Origin of the sequence: Bradyrhizobium sp. (assembly GCF_049691595.1) — a bacterium.
Taxonomy (GTDB): domain Bacteria; phylum Pseudomonadota; class Alphaproteobacteria; order Rhizobiales; family Xanthobacteraceae; genus Bradyrhizobium.
Genome location: NZ_JBAVNZ010000352.1, coordinates 1 through 3,897 on the forward strand (window position 1 = coordinate 1; position 3,897 = coordinate 3,897).

Below are 3,897 nucleotides of genomic sequence, written 5' to 3' on the forward strand. Positions count from 1 at the left end.
GACCGGCGCCAGCAGGCTCACCCGCCAGCCGCCGCTTTGCCCGCCTCTGAAGGTCGTGAACATGGCGCCATGGAAGCGTGGAACCGGGTAAGGTTCAAGCCCGCTTTTTCGGCTTGGCCTTTTGCTGCATGTAGGAGCGGAGCACGGCATTGATCCGGCGCTGATAGCCGTCGCCTTCCTTCTTGAAGAAGTCGAGCACGTCTTCATCGACGCGAATGGAGATCGCCTTCTTCCTGGTGGGTATGACCAGAACTGCGTCCGACCAATCGATATCTATGGGCGCAGCATCAGGATCATTCGCGACCGCCTTGGCAATGTCCTCGTCCGTGAGCGCATCGACGCGAGTCCAGTCAGTCTTGCCCTTCCGGCGATCGCCCCACTTTCGCGTTACGATATTCTCTTTCTTCATTTTTCCTAGCGCGCCGCGCCGAGATGATCCGGATGACGTCGGCCCGTCGTGTAAACACCACGATGATCAATCGATTGTCCGAATAGCCTAAGGCGGTCCAGCGCTCCTCGTTGTTGCGATCCGATCGGCGAACAATGATCGGTCCATAGAAAACCTCAATCGCACTGTCGAAATCGATGCCGTGCTTGGCGAGATTTAACTCACGCTTTTGGTTATCCCATTCGAATGACGCAGGTGATAGGAACTCAAAGTCAGGCCCGTCATCGGCCATCCTCTCACTTCCTTCTTGTATATACAATCGTATTTGAATGTCAAGTCTGAAACGTTCCAGTGGGCAGGCATCCCTCCTATGTGAATAGCCGGGAGAAGGCCAACAATTCTCGTATTTTACGCGGCCAGCCCGGTATCTATGGCCGGTTGGCAACCGCCCCGGGACTCAGCGACAATCACCCATGCGCTTTACGCCCCAATTCCTCGACGAGTTGCGCGCCCGGCTTCCGGTCTCGGAAGTGGTGGGGCGGCGCGTCAAGCTGAAGCGGGCGGGGCGCGAGTGGAAGGGGCTGTCGCCGTTCCAGCAGGAGAAATCGCCCTCGTTCACGGTCAACGACCAGAAGGGATTTTACCACGACTTCTCTTCCGGCAAGCATGGCGACATCATCACCTTCCTGATGGAAACCGAGGGCTGTGGCTTCGCCGAAGCGGTCGAGCGGCTGGCGTCGATGGCGGGCATGGCCTTGCCGGCTGCGACCCCCGATGCCGCGCGTCACGAGCAGCGCCGCAAGACGCTCTACGATGTGATGGAGCTTTCGGCAAAATTCTTTGCCGACACGCTGGCCTCGCGCGTTGGCGCCAGGGCGCGTGGCTATCTTGCCGACCGCGCGATCTCGCCGGCAACGCAAGTGCAATTTCGTCTCGGCTATGCGCCGCTCGAACGTTTTGCGCTGAAGGAGCATCTGGGCGCGCAGGGCATCCCGGTCGAGGACATGGTGGAGGCGGGGCTGTTGGTCACAGGCGACGATATCCCGGTGCCCTACGATCGCTTCCGCGACCGCGTGATGTTTCCGATATCGGATTTGCGCGGACGGGTGATCGCGTTCGGCGGCCGCGCGCTGGAGAAGGATACGCCGGCAAAATACCTGAACTCGCCGGAAACGCCGCTGTTTCACAAGGGCGACAATCTCTACAATTTCGCGCCGGCGCGGCAGGCGACCCACAACGGCAGCACCCTGATCGTGGTGGAGGGCTATGTCGACGTCATCGCCATGGTGACGACGGGTTTTGCCGGAAGCGTTGCGCCGCTCGGCACCGCGCTGACCGAAAACCAGCTCGCGCTGTTGTGGAAGATGGCGGACGAGCCGATCCTGTGCTTCGACGGCGACAAGGCCGGGCAGAAAGCGGCCTGGCGCGCCGCCGACCTGGCGCTGCCGCATCTCAAGCCCGGCAAGAGTTTGCGTTTTGCGCGGCTGCCGGAAGGCCAGGACCCTGACGACCTCGCGCGCTCCGGTGGACGCGGCGCGATCGAGGAGGTGATCGCGGCGGCGCGCGGGCTTGCCGATGTGATCTGGTCGCGCGAGATCGAAGGCGGCACGTTCGCCACCCCTGAGCGTCGCGCGGCGCTGGAGGCGCGGATCGGCGAATTGACCAACGGCATCCGCGACGAGGTGGTGCGGCGCTATTATCGCCAGGATCTGGCTGGGCGCCTGCAACGCACTTTTGCCCCGGAAGGCGGGCGTGGCGGCTACAACCGCGGGAATTATCGGGGGTCCGACGGCAGCGAATCAGGCCGGCGATTTGCCTCCCGCGGCCCGTTCACCCCGGGCGCGGCGGGCCGATTCGGCGCCGGCGGCGGTCGCGGGCAGGCTTCCGCCGGCAGCCAGACCATCAACCGCGGGCCCTATCAGGCCTCGAGCCCCCAGCTCGCCACCAGCCCGATCATGCGCGGCCAGCGCAGCGCGTTGTCGCGCCGGGAAGCCTTGATCCTGCAGTCCCTGATCAACCATCCCTGGCTGCTGCACGACCATCTGGAGGAAGTGGCGGCGCTGGAAATGGCCCATCCGGAGGCCAACAAGCTGCGCGCTGGCATCATCGCGGCCTTCGCGCGCGATCATCATCAAAGCCCTGAGCCGTCGGAGCAGGCGGAAAAAATGCGGGCCGATCTCGCTGCGGGCGGATTTTCGAATATACTTCAAAGGGTTGAACGGGCAATCACGACCTCGGCAGTGTGGGGGGCGCAAGCCGGCGCGGCACGCGAGGATGTTCTTGCCACCTGGCACCAGCTCGTCTCCTTGCATCGCCAATGGCACTCCTTACTTAGGGAATTGAAGGACGCCGAGCAGGCCTTGGGCGAGGAGGCCAGCGAGGCCAATCTGGCGTGGTTGCGGGATATCAAGGCCCGGATGGCGGAAGCCGACGGCACCGAGGCCCTGATCGAGGGCTTTGGCGAGCTGTCGGGCCGGTTCCAGCGCAGCGTTTGATTAAAAAATGCTGCGGACGGCGGCGGCCGGAGCCACGAAAAGACTCGCCAAATCTATGGTTTGGCTGCAAAAACAGGGCTAAGCGAAGCTTACTTAATTGTCTCCAGGGGCTTGAGAGACGGACACCGGCGAGACGGGATTTGAGGGGGTGGCGAAATCTGCGCCGCCCTTTCCGCGTAGAAACTGACTTCACCAATTGATGCGGGGTGCGGCTGACGCTTGCCTCGCATGACCGCGTTTCGGGAGCTGATGAATGGCCACCAAGGCAAAGGCGCTGCAGGTCAAGGACAAGGAAAAGGACGACAAGGCAGCGGACGCCCCCGAGAAGGATTCCCCGGACGCGCCCTCGCCGTTGCTCGACCTGTCGGATGCCGCCGTCAAGAAGATGATCAAGCAGGCCAAGAAGCGCGGCTTCGTGACCTTCGATCAGCTCAACGAAGTCCTGCCGTCCGACACCACCTCGCCGGAGCAGATCGAGGACATCATGTCGATGCTCTCCGACATGGGCATCAACGTGTCCGAGGCCGAGGAGGCCGACAGCGAGGACGAGAAGGAGGAGGCCGACGACGACACCGACAACGAACTGGTCGAGGTCACGCAGAAGGCCGTCACCGAAGTCAAGAAGTCGGAGCCGGGCGAGCGCACCGATGATCCGGTCCGCATGTATCTGCGCGAGATGGGCACCGTGGAATTGCTCTCGCGCGAGGGCGAAATCGCCATTGCCAAGCGCATCGAGGCCGGCCGCGAGGCGATGATCGCGGGGCTGTGCGAAAGCCCGCTGACCTTCCAGGCCATCATCATCTGGCGCGACGAATTGAACGAAGGCAAGATCTTCCTTCGTGACATCATCGATCTCGAGGCGACCTATGCCGGCCCCGACGCCAAGAACAACATGAACCCGGCGCTGATCGCCGGTCCCGTCGGCGCCGACGGTCAGCCCGCCTCCAATGGCGAGGCTGCGCCCGCGCATGTCGCGCCCCCCGCAGCGCCTCCCGCGCCGACACCGTTCCGCGC

Annotated in this window: 4 protein-coding genes; 2 read left to right on the forward strand and 2 right to left on the reverse strand. The window is 63.2% G+C overall.

The window, feature by feature from the left end; all coding sequences use genetic code 11:
- Nucleotides 1-94: 94 nt before the first annotated feature.
- Together WCE35_RS15530 and WCE35_RS15535 are read right to left on the reverse strand one after the other, a co-directional pair.
- Entirely contained in the window at nucleotides 95-409 is a 315-nt protein-coding gene (locus tag WCE35_RS15530) for a BrnA antitoxin family protein (RefSeq protein WP_424594225.1), read from the reverse strand.
- Complete coding sequence (locus tag WCE35_RS15535) at nucleotides 351-680, reverse strand: BrnT family toxin (protein WP_424594226.1); 330 nt, start codon at nucleotides 678-680, stop codon at nucleotides 351-353. The genes WCE35_RS15530 and WCE35_RS15535 overlap by 59 nt, the downstream gene beginning before the upstream one ends.
- 181 nt (nucleotides 681-861) lie before the next feature.
- On the opposite strand from WCE35_RS15535, the gene dnaG reads away from it, so the two are divergent.
- Both dnaG and WCE35_RS15545 read left to right on the forward strand, forming a co-directional pair.
- Nucleotides 862-2,883, forward strand: coding sequence for a DNA primase (dnaG, locus tag WCE35_RS15540; RefSeq protein ID WP_424594227.1), 2,022 nt, complete (start codon nucleotides 862-864; stop codon nucleotides 2,881-2,883).
- Nucleotides 2,884-3,136: 253 nt separating this feature from the next.
- Nucleotides 3,137-3,897, forward strand: a 761-nt coding sequence (locus tag WCE35_RS15545; RefSeq protein WP_424594228.1) for an RNA polymerase sigma factor region1.1 domain-containing protein, incomplete at its 3' end; no start/stop codon positions are given.

Excerpts from the sequence above, each read along its gene's own strand:
- WCE35_RS15530 (WP_424594225.1), bottom strand. The coding sequence starts at position 409 with ATGAAGAAAGAGAATATCGTAACGCGAAAGTGGGGCGATCGCCGGAAG.
- WCE35_RS15535 (WP_424594226.1), bottom strand. The coding sequence starts at position 680 with ATGGCCGATGACGGGCCTGACTTTGAGTTCCTATCACCTGCGTCATTC.
- dnaG (WP_424594227.1), top strand. The coding sequence starts at position 862 with ATGCGCTTTACGCCCCAATTCCTCGACGAGTTGCGCGCCCGGCTTCCG.